Below are 18003 nucleotides of genomic sequence, written 5' to 3'. Positions count from 1 at the left end.
CGCCGCGGCCGCCCCCGCGCTGCGCGGCCCCGCCGCCGGGACGACCCTCGACCGGACCTACGTGCTCGGCGCCGCGGGCACCGGCGGGTACCGTCCCGTGGTCGCGGGGCCGGGCGAGCCGCACCTCCTGCGCCGCGACCTCGGCGGCACCGCCTCGGCGCGGCGCGCCGCCACCCGCCGCGGCGTCCTGGCCTTCGGGCACCTCACCGACGTGCACGTCCTCGACGCGCAGTCCCCGGCCCGCGTCGAGTTCATCGACCGCTTCAGGGACATGATCAGCGGGTTCCCCGAGGGCGGCTACCGTCCGCAGGAGATCCTGTCGACGCAGGTCGGCGAGGCGATGGTGCAGGCGATGAACGAGGTCGGGCACGGCCCCGCCACCGGGCTCCGGCTGGCGTTCACCATCAACACCGGCGACACCACCGACAACGCCCAGTACAACGAGGTCCGCTGGATCATCGACCTGCTGGACGGCGGGCGCATCAAGCCCGACTCCGGCGACCCCGGCCGGTACGAGGGCGTCATGGACTGGGCCGCCTACGACCGCGCCTACTGGCACCCCGAAGGGCCGCCGCCTGGCGCCGAAGCCGACCTGGCGATCACCAAGTACGGCTTCCCGCAGATCAAGGGCCTGATCGACGCCGCGCGCAGGCCGTTCCAGGCGTCCGGCCTCGACTCCCCCTGGTACGCGGTCTTCGGCAACCACGACGGCCTCATCCAGGGCAACCTGCCGGTCAACCCGCTCATCTCCGGCCTCGCGACCGGCGGCATCAAGATCGGCGCACCGGCGGACAGCGGCCAGGCCGAGCGCCTCGCCCGCATGGTCAGCAAGGGCGACGCCGCCGAACTCGTCCGCCTCAGCCGCGAGCAGGGCGCCGCCGGGGGACTGTTCCGCCAGGTCACCCCCGACTGGGACCGTCGGCTGCTGTCGCGCGCCGAGGTCGTCGCCGAGCACTTCAAAACGAGCAAGCCCCTGCGCGGCCACGGTTTCACCTGGGCCAACCTCCGCGACGGGACGGCCTACTACGCGTTCGACAAGGGCATCGTCCGCGGTCTCGTCCTCGACACCGTCAACCAGAACGGCTACTCCGAGGGATCACTCGACAAGGACCAGTTCGCGTGGCTGGAGTCCCAGCTGAAGGCGGGCAGCAGCCGCTACCTCGCCGCGGACGGCTCGGTCGTCAGGCACGCGGTGAAGGACCGGCTGTTCGTTCTGTTCAGCCACCACCCCATCGGCTCGATGGAGAACTTCCTCGGCGGCGACCGTGTCCTGGGCGACGAGGTGCAGGCGCTCCTCCTGCGCTACCCCAACGCCATCCTGTGGGTCAACGGCCACACCCACCGGAACGAGGTCATCCCGCACGCCCGGCAGGGGGGCGGGGGGTTCTGGGAGGTCAACACGGCCGCGCACATCGACTTCCCGCAGCAGAGCCGCATCGTCGAACTCGCCGACAACGGCGACGGCACGCTGTCGATCTTCACGACGATCCTGGACTCGGCGGGCCCCGCGTCCTACGGCGGCGGCCTCGGCGATCCGATCCGGCTCGCGTCCCTGTCCCGCGAGATCGCGGGCAACGACTGGCAGGACCGCGACGAGAACCGCCGCGGCGAGACCGCCGACCGCAACGTCGAACTCCTCCTCCCCGCCCCGTTCTAGGGCGTCCGGGGAACAGGAAGGGCCGCCGCGTCCGTGTCGCGGCGGCCCCTGGTCCCTCGTCCTCAGTTGCTGTCGGTCGGCCCGCTGTCCCGGCGGGAGAAGCGGTCGAACAGCCCGCCGGCCGCGCCCGCCGCCGCGTCCGCCATGTCGCGGACCTTGCCGACGAACGGGTCGGCCGTGCGCTCCCACGACTCCCGGTAGGACTTGGCCGCGTCCTTGATCCCGTCGCTGACCGAAGCGCTGCCGTCGTCGTCGCGGCGCTCGTAGTTCCCGGCCAGGATCCGCTCGTACTCGCCGCTGCGCGCCCACCGGTCGATCTCGGAGAACCGGATGACCGCGAACGGGTGGGACTGCCCGAGCAGGTTCAGGAACTTCAGGATGCCGTCGCGCACGTCGCCGGCCTCGTCGTACTCGCGCGCCTGCTTCAGGAACGCCTCGCCGCTCATCTCGCCGAGCCGGACGCCGCCGGCGAGCTTCATGTTCACGCGCTTCGCCGCGTCCAGGTCCTGGCCGACCAGCAGGCCCGCCCGGTCCGACGACAGCTCCGCCTTCCGGAACCATTCCCGCAACCCGATGATGATCGCCGCGATGCCGACGTTGCCGAGCGGCAGCCACGCCAGCCGCGACCCGAGCTGCAGCAGGATCTGCATCATCGTCTGGTACACCGCGTGCCCGGACAGGATGTGCCCGACCTCGTGCCCGACGACGAACCGCAGTTCCTCGTCGTCCAGCAGGTCGATCAGGCCGGTGTTCAGCACGATGAACGGGTGGTCCGAGCCGAGCGCCATCGCGTTCGGCGTCGGGTCCTGCCGGACGTACAGCTCAGGTACCTCCGGCATGTCCAGGACGTAGGAGGCGTCCCGCACCATGTCGTAGATGTTGCGGAACTGGTCCTCGCCCACGCGCACCGTGCCGCCGAGGAACATCAGCCTCAGCGACCGCTCGTTGACCAGCCCCGACAGCTTGCGCAGCACGACATCGAACCCGGACAGCGAACGCAGCGCCACCAGCGCCGATCGGTCCGCCGGGTGTTCGTAGGCCCGGGAACTGATCCCCGGGAACCGCGTACGTGCTCGATCCGGTGTGTTCTCCGTCATGTCTGGCATGGTAGTTCCGACGAACCACCGCGCCGCAGGGTTCCCCGCAGTGTCGTGGAAGGGGGACCCCGTCCGGCTCTGGCCCCGCCCGGGAGGCGACCGATGTTCGACCCGAAAGCCGAGGCGATGTCCCCGGACGAGCGCGCCGCGCTGCAGCGGCACCGGCTGTGGGGCCTGGTCGACCGGCTGCTCGCGGCCGGCGGCGTGCAGGGGCGGCGGCTCAAGGATGCCGGCGTCGGCGGCGGGTCGGACGTGACGCTCGCGGAACTCCGTGACCTCCCTTTCACCACCAAGCAGGACCTCTGGGACAACTACCCCTTCGGGATGCTGGCCGTTCCCCGCGACCAGGTCGCCGCCGTGCACGGGTCCAGCGGGACGCGCGGGCGCCCGACGCTCGTCGCCTACACCAAGGCCGACCTCGACCTGTGGGCGGCGATGTGCGCCCGTTCCCTGTCCTGCGCGGGGGCGTCGCCGGGCAGCATCGTCCACAACGCCTACGGCTACGGGCTCTTCACCGGCGGGATCGGTATCCACCAGGGGGCCGTCGCGCTCGGCGCGACCGTGGTGCCGATGTCGGGCGGCATGACGGAACGGCAGGTCCGGATGCTCGCCGACCTCCGGGCGGACGTCCTGACCTGCACCCCCGCCTACGCGCTGCGGCTGGGGGAGGCCCTCGCCGAGGCGGGCGCCGAACCGCACGCGCTGAAAGCCGGCCTGTTCGGAGCGGAGCCATGGTCGGAGGAACTGCGCGCCGCCATCGAGAACGTGCTGCCGATCAAGGCGATGGACATCTACGGCCTCTCCGAGGTCATCGGCCCCGGCGTCGCCACCGAATGCGTGGAGCAGGACGGCCTGCACGTCAACGAGGACCACTTCATCGTCGAGACCGTCGACCCCGAGACGGGCCGGCCGGTCGAGGACGGCACACCCGGCGAACTGGTGTTCACGACGCCGACCAAGCAGGCCCTGCCCCTGCTGCGCTACCGGACGGGCGACATCGCGTCCCTGGACCGCGGCGAATGCCCCTGCGGGCGGACCCTGGTCCGGATGAGCAAGGTCCTCGGACGCGTCGACGACATGCTCGTCGTCCGGGGCGTCAACGTGTACCCGAGCGAGGTCGAGCGCGTCCTGCTGGGCACCGGGCTCGTCGGGCCGCACTACCAGCTCGTCGTCGACCGCCGCGGCCCCGCCGTCCGCCTCCTCGTCGCCTGCGAGGCGCTGTCGGGCGACCCCCGGGACGAACTCGCCCACGGCCTGGGCGAGTCGCTCGGCCTGTCCGCCGAGGTGTTCGTCCTGCCCGAGGGCACCGTGCCCCGCGTCGAGGTCGGCAAGGCCGTCCGCGTCGTCTCCTGGGATGACGGCGGCCCGCCGCTGCCCGGCCTGACCTGATCCAGGAGCCCTACCGTCACGGGCACCGTCCCGCGCGGTTATTCTCGTCGTCATGACGCAAAAGCGGCGGCTGGGGGTCATGGGCGGCACGTTCGACCCGATCCACCACGGGCACCTCGTGGCCGCGAGCGAGGTGGCGCACTTCTACTCCCTCGACGAGGTCGTTTTCGTGCCCACCGGCATCTCCTCCCACAAGGAGCCCCGCAAGATCGCCGCCGCCGAGGACCGCTACCTCATGGCCGTGATCGCCACCGCGTCCAACCCCCGCTTCTCCGTCAGCCGCGTCGACATCGACCGTCCCGGCCCCACCTACACCGTCGACACGCTCCGCGACATGCGCGAACTCCACGGGCCCGACACCGACCTGTTCTTCATCACCGGCGCCGACGCGCTGGAGAAGATGCTGACCTGGCAGGACACCGAGGAACTGTTCGAACTGGCCCACTTCGTCGGCGTCACCCGCCCCGGCCACCGGCTCGCCGACCCCGGCCTGCCCAACGGGGGAGTCTCCCTCATGGAGGTTCCGGCGCTGTCCATCTCCTCCACCGAATGCCGCGACCGCGTCCACTCCGGCGAACCCATCTGGTACCTCGTCCCGGACGGGATCGTCCAGTACATCAACAAGCGCGACCTTTACCGCGTCGCTCCCGGCGGATGACTCCCCGAAACCGCCGTCCCCCACACGGGACACCGGTCGTCCCACGCGCCGCATACCCTGGAAAGAGCAGGGCCGCAATAGCATTGCGGGCGAACAGCGACAAAGAGGTCCGTTGACCGCCACCCGTGAGAAGGTGTTAGCGGAGACGACCCCTACAGGGAGGATCGCGAGCGCATCGTGACCGCATCCGAGAGGGCGGCGCAGCTCGTCCGGATCGCCGCCGAGGCGGCAGGCGACAAGCTGGCCGACGACATCCTTGCCTACGACGTGAGCGAGCAGCTCGTCATCACCGACGCGTTCGTGCTCTGCTCGGCCCCCAGCGACCGCCAGGTCCGCGCCATCGTCGACGAAGTCGAGAAACGCCTCCGCGAAGAGGCCGACGCCAGACCCGTCCGCCGCGAAGGCGAACGCGAAGGCCGCTGGGTCCTGCTGGACTACGCGGACATCATCGTGCACATCCAGCACGAGGAAGACCGCATGTTCTACGCCCTCGAACGGCTCTGGAAAGACTGCCCCCTCCTCGAACTGCCCGAGAGCGTCACCGCCCACCGGAACGGCCGCGCCCGCGCCGTCGGGAGCCCGAGTGAGTGACACGCGCACCACCCGCGAGCCCGGCCGCCGGCGCCTCGTCCTCTGGCGGCACGGCCAGACCGCCTGGAACGTCGAAGGCCGCTTCCAGGGCAGGACCGACATCCCCCTCGACGAGACCGGCGTCCGGCAGGCCCGTCGCGCCGCCGGCCTCCTCGCCGGGCTCCGCCCCACGGCCCTGCTCGCCTCGCCGCTGCGCCGGGCCGCCGACACCGCCCAGGCCCTCGCCGACGTCACCGGGCTCCCCGTCCGCTACGACGACGACCTGGTCGAACGTGCCGGCGGCGCCTGGGAGGGGCTCAGCGCCCGCGAGATCCGCGAGCGCTACCCGGCCGAGCGGGCCCGCTGGGAGCCGCCCGGCGGAGAGACCAGCGCCCAGGTCGCCAAACGCGTCGGCAGCGCGCTCGAACGAGCCCTCGACGACCTGCCGCCCACCGGCCAGCTCGTCGTCGCCTCCCACGGCGCCGCCCTGCGGCTCGGCATGTCCCACCTGATCGGCCTCCCCGAAGAGGTCTGGGAACGCCTCGGCGGCCTGTCCAACTGCTGCTGGTCCGTCGTCACCGAGATGCGCAACGGCGGCTGGCGCCTCGTCGAGCACAACGCCGGCACCCTCCCCGAGCTCGTCCTCAGCGACGACCGCCCCGACACGGGGACCTGACCCGGAAACGATTCGAGACCCACGCTCGCCGTCCTATACACTGGCGACGCGCTGCGGGATGAACGTCCACGCAGCGGCGGGGCTATGGCGCAGTTGGTAGCGCGCCTCCATGGCATGGAGGAGGTCTGGGGTTCGAATCCCCATAGCTCCACCGACTCGCCACGTTCCACGAACCCTCGACCTCTGGTCGAGGGTTCGTTGTTTTCCGGGGATCCGGAGACGTGCTGGATGTGTGCCGTTCGAGCCGTCCATCCTTCGGTGAACTCCTCGTCCGCCAGGGACTCCAGGGAAACCAGTGGGCCGCCAGGCTCCGGAGCTACAGCCCTGGTCTCGTGCTACCACGATCGTTATGTCGCGCTGATGAGTTCGCGCCGCCGACGGGGTCTAGTCATGTGGGAGCGCCGTTCGGTGAGCCCAGTCCACTCGCCCGTTGCGGAGGCTGGCCAGCATGATGGATCAGGACGAGTTCACCCGGCTCACGGACCCGTTCAGGGGTGAGCTGATCGCGCACTGCTATCGCATGCTCGGCTCCGTCCATGACACCGAGGACGCGCCCGCCGCCCCCTGCCCTCGGGCCTGGGCGCGCCCAGCGACGATCCCGACAGCCCGCCCGCGCCCGCGTTGGAAGGCGCGGCCTGGCTGGAACCCGTTCCGGACGCGCTGATCCGTACGGGACCGGAGGACCCGGCCACGACCGGCCGGGGCAGCGTTCGTCGCCGCGATGCAGCGACTGTCGGCCCGGCAGCGCGCCGTGCTGATCCTGCGGGACGTGCTGGACTGGCGGGCCGCGGAGGTCGCGGAGTTCCTCGGCATCACGACAGCGGCCGTCAACAGCCTGCTGCTGCGCTCCCGCGCCCAGGTCGAGGAGGCCGCCGGCGCGGAAGAGGACGTCGTCGAACCCACCGATCCGGTCCATCGCGCCACGCTCGACCGCTTCATCGAGGCGTTTCACCAGGCCGACATGGACGGGCTGTCCCGGTTGCTCCGTGCGGAGGTCGTCCTGGAGATGCCGCCGACACCGACCTGGTTCCTCGGCCGCGCGCCGGTGATGCAGTTCATCGCCGGCGTGTGCCGGGCCCACTCCACGCGCATGGTCCCGACGACCGCCAACGGCCAGCCCGCGGCCGCGGTCTACAAACTCGAGGCCGACGGGACCTACCGCGCCCATTCCGTCCAGGTGCTCACGGTGACCAGGACGGGGGGCACCCGGATCGTGGCCTTCCTCGACCCGGGCCTGTTCGGTGTCTTCGGCCTGCCCGACTCCCTGGCCCCGGCGGTGTCGCCATGACGGACGGGGCTCTCGGGAACGGCGTCGAAATGCTGGAAAGGGCGATCGATTACACGCTCGGGTGCCTGGTGGAGATCGGCGAGCGGTCGCTGTCGTGGCCGACGCCCTGTGCGGGCTGGGATCTACGCGCGCTCCTCCTGCATGTCGACGACTCGCTCGATGCGCTGGGCACGGCGATACGTACCGGCGGGATATCGGTATCCCCGGTACCCGCCCCGTTCCGGCACGATCCGGTTCGCGCCGAGGACCTCGTAGCCTCCCTGCGCGGACGGGCCCGTACCGTGCTTGGCGCCTGGACCGCCGCAGGCGACGGCGACCGTCCGCTGGCCATCGGCGGCCTGCCGCTCATGGCCTGCTCCACCGCAGGAATCGGCGCTATCGAGGTCGCCGTGCACGGCTGGGACATCTACTGCGCGCTGGGACTGCGTCGTCCGATCCCTCCCACACTGGCCGCCGAAATGCTGGAGATCGCCCACATCACGGTCGACGCCGGTGGCCGGTATCCCCTGTTCGCCGAGCCCGTCCCCGTTCGGCCGCCCTCCTGCCCCAGCGATCGCCTCACCGCCTACCTGGGCCGTGACCCCAGAACCTGACGGCCGGCCCCAAAAGGTCCGTCCAGCGGATCAGAACATCCTTCGAACGCAGCGAACTTCCGAACAGCACCCAACCGGACGACCGGATGACCGGTCGCCCGGAGAACTGGAGCGCGCAATGGCAGCTGCCCTAACGGCCCGGCGGGGCCCTCATGCGGCTTGGACGCTGGTCCTGGCACCCATCGGGGCTTTCCTGACCTCGCTCGACATCGTGGTCGTCTCGACCGCTCTGCCCGCGATCCAGCGGGAGCTGGGCGGCGGCACGGCTCAGGGAGAGCCGGGGTCCCAGGCCGCAGCTCGATCCGGTCGGGCTGGTCCTGATCGCCGCCGGGCTGTTCGCGCTGACCTGGGCGCCGGTGCGGGCGCCCGCGGTCGGCTGGGGCACCGCCGAGGTGATCGGTGCGCTGGTGGCCGGGGCCGTGCTGGTAGCCGCGTTCGCCGGCTGGGAGCGCCGGACACGCCACCCCATGCTGCCGCTGGAGTACTTACGGCGCCGCGGGTTCATCACCGCGAACGCCGTTGCCCTCCTCCAGCACACCTCGCTGATCGGCTCGCTGTTCATGATCGCGCAGCGCCGTGTGCAGCAACGACAGCTCGAACTATCCGGACGACGGCGCCGACCATCTGCGAGAGCAGGCCAAACGGGCCGGGTTCGGGGCCTCTGGGTAGCGGCCGCGATCGCCCTGCTCGCAACGGTCCCCGCGTTCCTGGCCCCGCGAAAGTCCCTGATCCAGACCCCGCTCGTCCCTGTACCGGAACCCGTAAGGAACACGCCGTGAAAGCAACGATCGTCCGCTACACGACACGTCCCGAAGCCGCCGACGAAAACCAGAAACGGGTGGAGCGGGTGTTCGCCGAACTGAACGCCGACGGTCCGGACGGCCTCCGCTACGCCGTGTTCCGCCGGGCCGGCGGCGTGACCTTCGTCGGCCGGCGCGACTCCCCGGAGCCGGGGGAGGCGTTGTGCTCGGCGATGGTCTGGGCCACGTCCTGTGGGTGGGTCAGCTGGGGGTGGTGGCCCGCGTCGGCGATGACCGTCACGGTGACGTGCGGGAGAGTGTCCAGCAGGGCCCGTCCTTCGCGGGTGAGTGGATCGCGGGCTCCCACGATGACGTGCACCCGCCCGGGGTACCGCTTCAGCTCGGCCCGGAGGTCCGCGCGCCACTGCGGCTTGGCGGTGGCGGCCAGCAGGCGGGAGGTCGTGGCTGCGATGGCGCCGCGGCGAAGGTCCGCCGCACTCGATCGGAGAGCGGTCGCGTGCGCCGCGTTGCCGGTGAGCCGCTCGGCCAGCGACCGGGGGGTTGCGCGGCTGAGGTACCTGCGGGTCAGTGGCGCCCACTTGGCGACGTAGGCCGGGGGTGCCTGCAGGAAGAACGGCGATACGAGAGTGAGCTGCTCCACCGCGCGGGGGTGGGCTGCGGCGGCCTCGACGGCGACCGCGGCGCCGACGGAGTGGCCGACCAGATGACGGGCGCCGGTTTCGCTCACCAGGGCCGTCAGCCAGGACGGCCAGTCGTCGCGGCCCCCCGCGCTCATCCCAAGCCCCGGCAGGTCGACGGCGCGGGCGTCGTCCATCGCCGTGACGACCGGTGCCCAGGTATCGGCGTTGACGGGCAGACCTGGCAGCACCACCGTGGGCGCCCCTGGTTCGCCGAGCTCGAACGTCCGAACCCCGCCGGGTGCGGTGAACCGTCTGCCGCCTGTGGGGGCGTCCCCGAAACGGTGCGCCGCCAGGTGGTCGGCCCAGCGGCGGATCGTCGTGGTGGTGTCCGGCATGGCCAGCCCGTGCCGGGCGGCGAAGACCTGTGCCGAATCGGTGGGGTAGCGATCGCTCGACAGGAACGTCAGGGTCTCCGGATCGGCCTTGGTGAGCCGTTGGGGCAGGCGCTTGAGCAGCGGAACGGGGATCCGCGCACGGGGCAGCTCGGTCCGGTAGTGCTCGGCGACGAGCGCGAGCAGGCCGGGCAGGGGCGGGGTGTCGTCGTCCAGCGGCCAGTACGCCGTGCCTTCGGTGGCCACGTCCAGCGGAAGCAGGGTCATGAAGCGGGCGAGGTAGTCGGCCGCCACGACGGGGACGAACGTCCGCTCGTTCCCCGGAACCGCCGCCAGAGAGCCCTGCCAGATGTCCTTCACACTGGACGCGAGCCCGAGGTACTGGTCGGACTCGCCGGTGGCACTGTCACCGATCACGCTGGCAGGGTTGACGATGGACCAGGGAACGCCCAGTCGTTCCGCTGCGGCCTGGAAAACGGCGTCCGCCTCGACCCTGGACGCCTCGTAGGCGCCCAGGGACCGGTAGGTCTCCCTTCTGCGCTCCTCGCTCCAGCGGGCGGGGTCCTGCCCGCCCACGCGGTACCCGGATACCTGGACCAGGCGGCGCAGGTGCGGCAATCGCGCCGCGAAAGCGACGACCGCGCGTACGGTGTCGACGTTGGCGCGGCGTGCCTCGTCCGCCGACATCCCGAACCGGTACGCGCCGGCGCAGTTGTAGATCTCGGTGACATCGTCGCAGTCGCCCTCGATCAGCGACGGCTCGGTGAAATCGACCCGGAGATCAGCCGGGGCATGGTCGTGTCCGTGCTCGCCCAGCCACCGGGCGAGGTGCCGGTAGGCGTCGTGGCTCCGGCTGGCCGTGCTCACCCGGACGCCGGCCTGGCCGAGCGCGAGCACCAGGTGGCGTCCGATGAAGCCGCTCGCGCCCAGCACCAGTGCGTGCCGCTCCGTGGCGCTCACGATGAGGTCTCCGTGTCCTGGTCCAGCAGTACGGCGAGCGCTTGGGCGGCGCAGTGCAGCGGCTCGGTGGACCGCTGGGCACGCGACACGATCACCGCCCCCTCCACCATGCTGACCACGGCTGTCGCCGTGGCGCGGGCGGCGGGACGGGGGCGGCCGTGCGTGACGAGAAGCTCGGTCACCGGTGCGATCCACGACTCGAAGGCGTTCGCGCACGCCTCCCGCAGCCGGCCGCTCCGCGCGCCCATCTCCAACGTCACCACCGAGACCGGGCACCCCAGCTGGAAGTCGCCGTCGTCGAGCATCGCGGCCAGTGCGTCGATCACGCGGCGCACCACCTCACCTGGCGTGGCCGACTCCAGCGCCGAGCCGGCGACGAGGGAACCGAACCGCGCGGCCGCGAGTTCGACGGCCCTCTCGCCCAGCGCCTCCTTCCCTTTCGGGAAGTGGAAGTACAGGGACCCCTTCGGGGCACCCGCGTGCTCGACCACCGTGTTGAGTCCCGTGCCGCTGTAGCCGTGCCGCTGGATCAGCTCCAGCATCGACTCCGCCAGCCGCATGCTGGTCTTGGCTCCCTTGGTTTCAGCCATGGGGAAACAATAGACCGGTCTATATATTCTGACAAGACGGCGCCGCCCGCGCCACGCGAGATCGACAAGAGGGCCCCGCAGGTAGAGCGGACGTCCTCACAGCCGATCGGATCTCGTGTCATGCCCGGCTCCGGAAGCCCCGGGGCATTGCGGCAGCCCGGCAGCGGACATGGGCCGTGGTGGCTACCCCGTGCAGCGCGTGTCGTGCTGTGGGCGGTGGCCGGTGGTGAGGAACCTGCTGACGCTGTGGTCGCCACAGCGGTTGCCGTTGCTCAGATACGCGCCGTGGCCGCCGTGCTCGACGGTGACCAGGCGGGCTCGGTCACCGAGCGCCCGGCGCATCTTCAGGCCGGCGAAGTGGGGGGTGGCGGGGTCGCGCCGGTTCTGGATCATGAGGATGTTGGAAGGGCCCTTGCCGGTGATCCGGGTGGGCTTGTCGGCGGGCGCGTGCTTCCAGAAGGAGCAGGGGTTGATGCTCACGGGCATCCCCGCGGTCAGCGGGTGTCGTGCGCGGTCGGCGGCTACGGCGCGCTGATAGGCGGAGACCGGCTTGGCCGGCCAGCGTACGTCGTTGCAGATGACCGCGAGCGCCACGGCCGCGTCCTCATCCGGCAGCGGCCCGGCCACGTCCGGGGTCAGGACCGGCGTGGCGTCCGGGTTCTGGGCCTGCTTGACCAGCCGGGCCAGCGAGGGGAAGGAGGCGTCGCTGTACAGGGCGTTCTGCATCGCCTGCCGCAGCCGGTTGCCGGTGAGCGGTACGCCGGCGGTGGTGGTCCGCTTCGGTGCGCGGTCCAGTTGCGCCGCCAGGTCGAGGAACAGCGGCCGGACGTCTTCGGCCCGCTCCGCCAGCCGTAGGCCCTCGCTGTCGCGCGCCGGGCCGGCCGCCCAGGCGGCGAAGTCTGGGAACCGGTCGTCGGCGCCCTGCGCCCAGTTCGCCAGCCAGCCCCGCCCGACGCGTTCGGGGGCGGGGTCGTTGCTGCTGTCCAGCACCCAGCGGTCGGTGTGCTGCGGGTACTTCTGCGCGTACACGGCCGCCACGTAGGTGCCGTACGAGATCCCCCACGCCGACAGGCGCCGCTCACCCAGCGCCCGCCGGAACAGGTCGATGTCGCGCACCTGGTTTGCGGTGGTGAAACTGCGCAGCACCGCGCCGCCGTTGCGGGCGCAGGCGGCGGCGATGCGGCGGGAACCGGCGAGGTTCTCGGTGATGTCCCCGTCGGGCCCTGGCCAGGACCGCAGTGTCACCAGGTGCCGGTCGTCCTCGTCGAGACCGCATCTCGCCGTCGTACTCGCGCCCACGCCACGCGGATCGAGGCTGACGATGTCGTACGCGCCGCCCAGCGCCTCCCTCATGGCATCACCCTTCTGCGCGAGCCGCTGCACCCCGGAGCTGCCCGGCCCGCCCGGGATCACGATCAGCGTTCCGCGCCGGGCCGGCGGCCGCTCGCCGCGCAGCCGCGAAACGGCGAGGGTGAGCCGCGGGCCGTCCGGGGAGCGGTAGTCCAGCGGTACTGGCAGCTCGGCGCACTCCTGCCCGGCCGGGCCGCCGGGCTGGGCGCAAGGCCGCCAGGTGAGGGTGGACGGCGCGATACCCGCGGCGGCGGGCCGGGGGTGGAGCGCGGGGGCGGCGACCGCGACGGTCGGCGCGGCGGCAACGGCCACGGCCGGCACGCAGAGGGCGAGGACAAGGACGAGAGCCCGTCGAGTACGCATCAAACTGACTGCCTTTCAGCGAGGGGACGGCGCAGGAGCGCGATCCATCACCTGAAGGCTGGCCGTCGGTCCACCGCCGCCGACAGCCTCGAACGGTCGAACCTCACGTCCACCGATCGGTGGACACCGCAGGGCGCCGCCCCTCCGGGGCCAGGACGTCCTCTGGACCTGACCGCAAAGGGTTGGCCATGGTCGCGGCTACCTTTCGTCCGGCCGCGCTTCAGGATGTCGATCATGCGGGAACGCCACGGGGTGGCGATGCATGATCGAGATGAGGCTGACCCATGAGAAGCCGGATGTCCGCAAGGCTGCTGCCCGTCGTACTGGCCGCGGCGGCCGTGACCCCGATCGGCGCACCCGCGTGGGCGCAGGAGGCGCCGCCGCCGGCCGAGGAGACCTACACCGAAGGGGAGTGCGCCGAGGCGCTCAAGATCCTCTCCTACTTCAAGCTGCTCCCGGACCAGCCCGACATCGGCCGGACCCTCTGCTCGATGAACGAGGCGAAGCACCAGGACGAGACGCAGCAGGAAGCGACGCATCAGGAAGCGACGCATCAGGAAGCGGCTCAGCAGGACGATTACACGAGCGAGCTCGACACCGAGTACACCAGCGAGACCGGCCAGACCGTCGAGGACAGCAAGCTCCTCGGCGTCCCGGTCGAGTGGCCGAAAAGCCTCACCATCCACGTGCCGACGGTCAACGACCGGTGGCACTCGTACACCCCGACGAGGAACTGAGACGCCCCGCGGGCTGCGGAGGGACGTCCCTCCGCAGCCCGCGCCGTCCGAAGCGCTCCGGATGTGCACTAAGCTTTTCCTCGTCTACACGGGGCTATGGCGCAGTTGGTAGCGCGCCTCCATGGCATGGAGGAGGTCTGGGGTTCGAATCCCCATAGCTCCACTCGGAGTTGGCAGAGGTATGCCTGCGTAGAGCGCAGGCCTGCAACTCCTTCGTCGTTCTGATCCAGGGGGCGACCCCTTGGAACCTCGATGTGCGGCTCCGCCCCACGCCCTGTCTGCTGCTGGCGCTTAGGCCGCTGCCGCCTGTCCTTCCTGGTGTTCTTTATGACTCCGGCCGAGGTTGTCCGGTGAGGTCGTGGCGGGCGGCCGTCCCGAGGGCGGCCTCGTAGCGGTGAAGCAAGGGGCGTAGCAGGTCGTTCAGGCTGTCGATCTCGTCAACGGTGAGTTCGTCGAAGATCTGGCGCTCGGACCGGGTGCGGCGGGCTGTGGCCCGTTGCCATCGCGCGAAACCCTCATCGGTGACGGACACCGGCCGCGAGCGGCCGTCGGTGTCGGTGGTGCCCAGCGTGATCAAGCCTGCCTGAAGGAGCCGGTTCAAGCGTGTGCTGACCGTTCCCGACGTGAGCCGGAGGGCACGAGCCAGGGCCGTGGGCGTGCACCGGCCGCCTGCCCGCACGATCACTGAGAGCGCCTCCCAGTCCGCGACGCTCAGACCCTCCTCGCTCGCCACCTGCTCCAAGGAGCGAGTGAACATCCTGGCCAGACGGCCGATGCGCTGCCGAGCCGCCTCGACGCCGGGATCCACGTCCACCATGTCCCGCGTCCACGTGGGCAGGTCCCGGTCGATCGAGTCGGTCTCCTCGCGTGCTCCCATGACGTTGCATCTTACTTGAGCCCCAAGATACTTTGTTTGAGTATCAAGGTACTTGCGGTGGAGGTGGCGCCGGCATGGCGAAGGTTTGGCTGGTCACGGGCGCGAACAGGGGACTGGGACTGGCGCTGGCGCAGGCCGCACAGCGTCGCGGCGACATTGTCGTCGCCACGGCACGTGATGCCGCCTCGATCAAGGGCTCCTTCGAACATGCGCTACGGCTCGACGTCCGGGACCAGGAGACGGTCGACGTGGCCGTGGACGAGGCGGTTCGCACGCACGGGCGGATCGATGTCCTGGTGAACAACGCCGGGCACGGGCTCGCCGGGGTGGCCGAGGAACTCACCGACGACGACCTGAGAACCGTCCTGGACGTGAACCTGCTCGGGGTGCTGCGGGTGACCAGGGCGGTGCTGCCGCACATGCGTGCACGCGGGCGGGGCCACGTGGTGCAGATGTCGTCGGTCGGCGGCGTCGTCGCCAACCCGGGGCACGCCGCCTACGGCACGTCCAAGTTCGCACTCGAGGGCTTCTCCGAGGCGGTGTCCGGAGAAGTCGCTCCCTGGGGCATTCGCGTCACCATCGTTGAGCCCGGGCCTTTCCGTACCGACTTCGCCGGCCGCTCCATGCGTTTCGCCTCGGCGAACGAAGCCTACGCCGGCACCCCCGCCGGACGCGTGCGCCAGAAATTCGCCGACCAGGACGGGCACCAGCCCAACGATCCGGACCGAGCCGCACAGATCATCCTGGACGCCGTCGACGACCCGGCGTCCCCGCTGCGCCTTCCGCTCGGTCCGGAAGCCGTTGATCGCATCCGCGCCAAGCTCACCTCCCAGCTCGCCGACCTGGATCGCTGCGAAGCGACGGTACGCGACACCCGCTTCTGAGAGCCTTCGCCCTGCTCGCCGGCGAGGGCGGTCGGGCTGTGGTGGCGTCAGGCGGTGAAGCGGAGGACGGCGCCTACGTGAACGGGCTGGGTCGAGCCGTTGGACGGTAGGACGATCAGCTCGCCGTCCATGGCGGCCGCGGCTCTGACCAGGGCGGCGTCCGCACGGTCTTCGCGAGGGTCGGTCACGCCGAACTCGTCGCGGAGTTCGTCGGCGGTGGCGGCGATCTGTGCGGGGTCCGGGCCGACCCAGAGGCGGTCGGTGGAGTCCGGGTCCTCGTCGAGGAGGAGCGTCTCGACGCGGCCCTGCCGGACGGCCTCGGTGGTGGCGGGCAGGCCGGAAACGGCTCGCTGGCCGTTGGCGAGCTCGCGGTCGAAGCGTTCGGCGACGGTCATGATGTGCTCGGTCGTCTTCAGGTCCAGGACACGGCGCAGCTCGTCGTCCAGGTCGGGGTCGTCGACGGTGGTGTTCTTGTCGGTCTCGACGGTGCGCTCCAGGACGTGCTCCGAGACCTCTTCCAGGACCGCGTTGCGTGCGCGGGTGTCGCCGGCGATCACGATGGCCTCGGCGCCGCAGCGTTCGGCGGCGCGGTCGATCTCGTGGGCGACCTTCTTGGCGTTGGCCTTCCAGACGTTCTCGGCCGAGCGCTGGAACCGGGACTGGTTCCAGTCGCCCGCCTTCGTCTTGCGGATCGGGTAGTCCTCGTCCCCCTGCACGTCGATGTGCTGGTGCTTCCCCGTGGCGGTGACACAGTCGATCGCGCCCCCGCGACGGTCGACGACGGCCAGCAGATGCGGGAACCTCTCACCGCGTTGGGCGAGGTAGGGCAGGACGTCCGGGAGTGGGGCGAGCGTCGCCCGGGGGGTCGGGGGAGCGTCGCTGAGCCGTTCGCTGTGCACCACCTCGTCGTCCGCGGCGAAGATGACCAGGCCTTCGGAGCGGCGCCGCCGCACTTCCTCGTCGATGGTCTGCTCGACCGCGTGGAGCATGCCCTTCGGGGCGTTCTGTGCCTCCAGGTCCGCGCGCTGCGCCCGCCACCGCAGCTCGATTGCCTTGGACGCGTCCTCGGTGGTCCGGGTGAGGTCCGCGTACACCGAGGCGTAGGGGCCCGGATGCTGGTACAGCGTCTTGAGGAATGACAGATCCATGAGATGGCCGTACCCGCCTGATCTGGGACAAACGTAAATAAAGTGGCGTCTGGGACTCGCACCTCGGCGGACTACGGGGTTCTAGCGGCAGACGAGCTGCGGCCGGCCCGGACCGCCGCCATCGCGGCGCTTGATGAGCCGGGCAGCCATCGGCCCCTTCCGTGGTCAGCCCGTAAACGGCCACAGTGCCGAGGTAGGAGCCGAGTGGAAGGTCCGCTTCGCTGCGTAGGTCGCTTTCTGCCCGCGCACGGTGTCGACGACCGCGTTCATGACCTCTCCGTCTCCGGTGGGCCGATCAGGCAGAACTCGTTGCCCTCGGGGTCGGCGAGGACCGTGGTCGGCCAGCCGTCGTCCACGAACGGGCCGCGCAGCACCCTGGCGCCGAGCGCGGTGACACGGGCGACTTCCGCGTCCATGTCGGTGATTCGCAGGTCGGCGTGCATCCGGTTCTTCGTGACCTTCGGCTCGGGGACGCGCTGCAGTAGCAGCCGCGGCCCCTTCCCGGACGAGTCCGTGAGAGGGACGTACGGCGGCTCGTACCCGCCGCGCTCGTATCCGAGCGCCGAAGCCCAGAAGTCGGCCAGACCATCGGGGTCGCGGCAGTCCAGGACGAAGACGAGTTCCATCTAGTGGTTCCGCAGCGCCTGGACCAGCTTGGACTTGGTCATCGACGAACGTCCCTTGACGCCGATCTCTCGGGCGCGCTTCAGCAGCTCGTCCTTCGACCAGTCGTCGTAGGAGGGGCTCTTGCCACCCTTGCGCCCGACCTTCTTCTTACCCTGACCACCAGCCGCGTTCCCGATCCGCGCGGCCTTCTCCTTGCTCTCGCCCTTATCGCGGAGCTTCTGGTACGTCTTCTCGTCCTTGATCTGCGCTCTAGGCATTTCGGTCAAGTACCCCACATACGTGCGCCACACATCGCTGCCGCCGAGGCGTCCGCCCGTCCGGCACTGTGACAGTCACCACCGCACGGCACCCCGCAGGCTTCCCGTGCGGGCCGGTCCCGCCCGACGAGATCGCGGGATGCGGCGCTTGCGTGAGACGTCTGAACCGCCTGTGAGCAGGGGGTTCCCGAAGCTGGACGAGGAGCGGACGGCATGATTTGACGGAGTCTCCGGGGATGTCTAATCTCTGACGTGCCCCAAGGGGATGCGGGACGCCGACAGGCGGACGGCCCCGGGGAAACGCCAACCAGAGAAAACGGTTCGTAGCTTGCTTCGAGCCGGGGTACTCTTGAATGGCAAGCCCGGACGGGATGCAGGACATCGCAAGGTGGCCGGCCCGCAGGGCGTCTCCTGCGAAACGATCTTCGGTGGGCTTCGGCCTGTTGGTTCGTCGTTGCGTGGGGCTTGGTGGGCCATCCGTTCGTCGAAAAGATCTTGGTTGATCGGCT

18 protein-coding genes and 2 tRNA genes are annotated in these 18003 nt (G+C 70.6%); 12 read left to right on the top strand and 8 right to left on the bottom strand.

The window, feature by feature from the left end; genetic code table 11:
- Nucleotides 1-1657 (top strand): TIGR03767 family metallophosphoesterase (locus E1285_RS34130; RefSeq protein WP_132158706.1); only part of this gene is annotated, 1657 nt, incomplete at its 5' end.
- 62 nt (nucleotides 1658-1719) lie between these two features.
- Here E1285_RS34130 and E1285_RS34125 read toward each other — a convergent pair.
- Nucleotides 1720-2754, bottom strand: a complete 1035-nt coding sequence (locus tag E1285_RS34125; RefSeq protein ID WP_132158705.1) for a M48 family metallopeptidase — start codon at nucleotides 2752-2754, stop codon at nucleotides 1720-1722.
- A gap of 102 nt (nucleotides 2755-2856) precedes the next feature.
- On the opposite strand from E1285_RS34125, the gene E1285_RS34120 reads away from it, so the two are divergent.
- The 8 genes from E1285_RS34120 (at nucleotide 2857) to E1285_RS45900 (ending at nucleotide 8707) form a co-directional block, all read left to right on the top strand.
- Nucleotides 2857-4143 (top strand): phenylacetate--CoA ligase, encoded by a 1287-nt coding sequence (locus E1285_RS34120; RefSeq protein ID WP_207947014.1) that lies wholly within the window; start codon nucleotides 2857-2859, stop codon nucleotides 4141-4143.
- Nucleotides 4144-4195: 52 nt separating this feature from the next.
- Nucleotides 4196-4801 (top strand): nicotinate-nucleotide adenylyltransferase, encoded by a 606-nt coding sequence (nadD, locus tag E1285_RS34115; protein WP_132158704.1) that lies wholly within the window; start codon nucleotides 4196-4198, stop codon nucleotides 4799-4801.
- 177 nt (nucleotides 4802-4978) lie between these two features.
- Nucleotides 4979-5392, top strand: coding sequence for a ribosome silencing factor (gene rsfS / locus E1285_RS34110; RefSeq protein WP_132158703.1), 414 nt, complete (start codon nucleotides 4979-4981; stop codon nucleotides 5390-5392).
- Nucleotides 5385-6047 carry a histidine phosphatase family protein gene (locus E1285_RS34105; protein ID WP_132158702.1) on the top strand — a complete coding sequence of 221 codons (663 nt, stop codon included), beginning with the start codon at nucleotides 5385-5387 and terminating at the stop codon, nucleotides 6045-6047. The genes rsfS and E1285_RS34105 overlap by 8 nt, the downstream gene beginning before the upstream one ends.
- A 78-nt stretch (nucleotides 6048-6125) precedes the next feature.
- Nucleotides 6126-6198: transfer RNA gene (locus E1285_RS34100), tRNA-Ala, on the top strand.
- 570 nt (nucleotides 6199-6768) lie between these two features.
- Entirely contained in the window at nucleotides 6769-7335 is a 567-nt protein-coding gene (locus E1285_RS34095) for a sigma factor-like helix-turn-helix DNA-binding protein (protein WP_243723240.1), read from the top strand.
- Complete coding sequence (locus E1285_RS34090; protein ID WP_132158701.1) at nucleotides 7332-7928, top strand: TIGR03086 family metal-binding protein; 597 nt, start codon at nucleotides 7332-7334, stop codon at nucleotides 7926-7928. Before E1285_RS34095 ends, E1285_RS34090 begins: the two co-directional genes overlap by 4 nt.
- A gap of 356 nt (nucleotides 7929-8284) precedes the next feature.
- A complete protein-coding gene (locus tag E1285_RS45900) occupies nucleotides 8285-8707 on the top strand; it encodes a hypothetical protein (RefSeq protein WP_165966867.1) in 423 nt (140 codons plus the stop codon).
- 109 nt (nucleotides 8708-8816) lie between these two features.
- Here the strand turns inward: E1285_RS45900 and E1285_RS34080 are convergent, their stop codons facing one another.
- The 3 genes from E1285_RS34080 to E1285_RS34070 all read right to left on the bottom strand — a co-directional run bounded on the left by E1285_RS34080 (nucleotide 8817) and on the right by E1285_RS34070 (nucleotide 12913).
- A complete protein-coding gene (locus E1285_RS34080; protein ID WP_132158700.1) occupies nucleotides 8817-10661 on the bottom strand; it encodes an alpha/beta fold hydrolase in 1845 nt (614 codons plus the stop codon).
- The gene (locus E1285_RS34075; protein WP_132158699.1) at nucleotides 10658-11251 is read right to left on the bottom strand and encodes a TetR/AcrR family transcriptional regulator; all 594 of its coding nucleotides are present in this window, start codon (nucleotides 11249-11251) and stop codon (nucleotides 10658-10660) included. The genes E1285_RS34080 and E1285_RS34075 overlap by 4 nt, the downstream gene beginning before the upstream one ends.
- A 183-nt stretch (nucleotides 11252-11434) precedes the next feature.
- On the bottom strand, nucleotides 11435-12913 hold the full coding sequence (locus E1285_RS34070) for an alpha/beta hydrolase (protein WP_207947012.1): 1479 nt from the start codon (nucleotides 12911-12913) through the stop codon (nucleotides 11435-11437).
- A gap of 347 nt (nucleotides 12914-13260) precedes the next feature.
- Between E1285_RS34070 and E1285_RS34065 the strand changes: the two genes are divergently transcribed.
- A complete protein-coding gene (locus tag E1285_RS34065; protein WP_132158697.1) occupies nucleotides 13261-13701 on the top strand; it encodes a hypothetical protein in 441 nt (146 codons plus the stop codon).
- Nucleotides 13702-13791: 90 nt separating this feature from the next.
- Nucleotides 13792-13864 (top strand) — tRNA-Ala (locus E1285_RS34060).
- Between the two features lie 162 nt (nucleotides 13865-14026).
- Here the strand turns inward: E1285_RS34060 and E1285_RS34055 are convergent.
- Nucleotides 14027-14578 carry a MarR family transcriptional regulator gene (locus E1285_RS34055; protein ID WP_207947010.1) on the bottom strand — a complete coding sequence of 184 codons (552 nt, stop codon included), beginning with the start codon at nucleotides 14576-14578 and terminating at the stop codon, nucleotides 14027-14029.
- Nucleotides 14579-14652: 74 nt separating this feature from the next.
- Between E1285_RS34055 and E1285_RS34050 the strand changes: the two genes are divergently transcribed.
- Nucleotides 14653-15462 carry an SDR family NAD(P)-dependent oxidoreductase gene (locus E1285_RS34050; RefSeq protein WP_132158696.1) on the top strand — a complete coding sequence of 270 codons (810 nt, stop codon included), beginning with the start codon at nucleotides 14653-14655 and terminating at the stop codon, nucleotides 15460-15462.
- 47 nt (nucleotides 15463-15509) lie between these two features.
- Here E1285_RS34050 and E1285_RS34045 read toward each other — a convergent pair whose 3' ends face one another.
- The 3 genes from E1285_RS34045 to E1285_RS34035 form a co-directional block, all read right to left on the bottom strand.
- On the bottom strand, nucleotides 15510-16610 hold the full coding sequence (locus E1285_RS34045) for a Vms1/Ankzf1 family peptidyl-tRNA hydrolase (protein WP_132158695.1): 1101 nt from the start codon (nucleotides 16608-16610) through the stop codon (nucleotides 15510-15512).
- A 266-nt stretch (nucleotides 16611-16876) separates the two neighbouring features.
- Nucleotides 16877-17236, bottom strand: coding sequence for a VOC family protein (locus tag E1285_RS34040; protein ID WP_132158694.1), 360 nt, complete (start codon nucleotides 17234-17236; stop codon nucleotides 16877-16879).
- Nucleotides 17237-17494 (bottom strand): Rho termination factor, encoded by a 258-nt coding sequence (locus E1285_RS34035; RefSeq protein WP_132158693.1) that lies wholly within the window; start codon nucleotides 17492-17494, stop codon nucleotides 17237-17239.
- Nucleotides 17495-18003: the final 509 nt, after the last annotated feature.

The organism is Actinomadura sp. 7K507 (genome assembly GCF_004348425.1).
Classification (GTDB): Bacteria; Actinomycetota; Actinomycetes; order Streptosporangiales; family Streptosporangiaceae; genus Spirillospora.
Note: the sequence above shows the minus strand (reverse complement) of the source record. Positions and strands in the feature narration are given on the sequence as shown.